General features: G+C 39.2%; 1 protein-coding gene. It reads left to right on the forward strand.

Going from position 1 to position 1,220, the window contains the following annotated elements; genetic code table 11:
- A protein-coding gene (locus tag Q1B07_RS26595; RefSeq protein ID WP_299095806.1) for an IS3 family transposase occupies positions 1 to 1,110 on the forward strand; the annotation gives its coding sequence in 2 pieces (ribosomal slippage) (positions 1 to 212 and positions 212 to 1,110; 1,111 coding nt annotated over the 2 pieces). This gene is flagged as partial in the annotation.
- Positions 1,111 to 1,220 lie beyond the last annotated feature (110 nt).

The following is a 1,220-nucleotide window of genomic DNA, read 5'->3' on the forward strand; positions in this document are numbered from 1 at the left end:
AGTAAAGTATATCGCTGAGAACAACAAGTCTGTAGCTCAAGTGGCGAGAGAAGTAGGTGTGAACGAAAATACGTTACATGGTTGGGTAAAGAAATATGGCCAACAACCTGAAGTAAAAGCTGTACAAACCTTTTCTACTCCAGAGGCAGAGTTAAAAGCAATGCAAAAACAAATTCGTGATCTTCAGGAGGAAAATGAAATATTAAAAAAGGCAATGCACTACTTCGCGAAAAGCCCTCGGTAAAGTATGAATTCATACTTGAAAACAGCTCCCACTACCGGGTGGAGAAGATGTGCAGCGTTCTGGGAATTTCGAAAAGTGGCTATTATAAATGGCTAAAACGACCAAAAAGTGACAGACAGAAACATCATGAAAAGCTATCAAAAAAAATCTTACAAACTCACCTAGAATACAAACAGCGATATGGAAGTGTTAAAATCGCCAAGACATTGAAGAAGCGTGGCGTAAAGGTAAGTGAACGAACCGTCTCTCGTATCATGACAAAAAACAATTGGAAGTCTTGTACAGTCAAAAAATATAAAGCTACAACAAACTCTAAGCATCAACATCCGGTAAGTGAAAATGTTTTAGACCGACAATTTAAGGCAAGTAAACCTAACCAGTCATGGGTAACGGATATCACGTATATTCCAACCAATGAGGGCTGGTTGTATTTGGCGACCGTCATGGACCTTTATTCACGCAAAATCGTAGGTTGGGCTATGGACAAGACGATGACAAAGGAATTAGTAATAGCTGCCTTAAAGGTGGCTTATAAACGTCAGAGGCCTGGGAAAGGCATCATCCATCACTCCGATCGCGGTGTTCAGTATGCTTCCTCTGAATATCAGAAACTATTAAAACAGTACCATATGACAAGCAGCATGAGCCGTAAAGGAAACTGTTATGACAACGCTTGTATTGAGTCATTTCACGGTATACTCAAACGGGAGCTCGTTTATCAAACAAAGTATAAAACGAGGAAAGAAGCAAGAGAATCGCTTTTTGAGTACATTGAGTTTTTCTACAACTCAAAGAGGATCCATTCAACTCTGAATTACCTTACACCGAATGAATTCGAGCGTTTATATGATCAAACATCTGCTTAAATTTCACCTTCATCAAAAGGTTTAAAACGCTCTTTTTTGAACTTTTTGATGAAGGACACCAAGCGAAAGCGCGGTAGAAAATCTGTGTCTATTTTCTTGACGTAGTATCA

Origin of the sequence: uncultured Metabacillus sp. (assembly GCF_947503125.1) — a bacterium.
GTDB lineage: Bacteria > Bacillota > Bacilli > Bacillales > Bacillaceae > Metabacillus.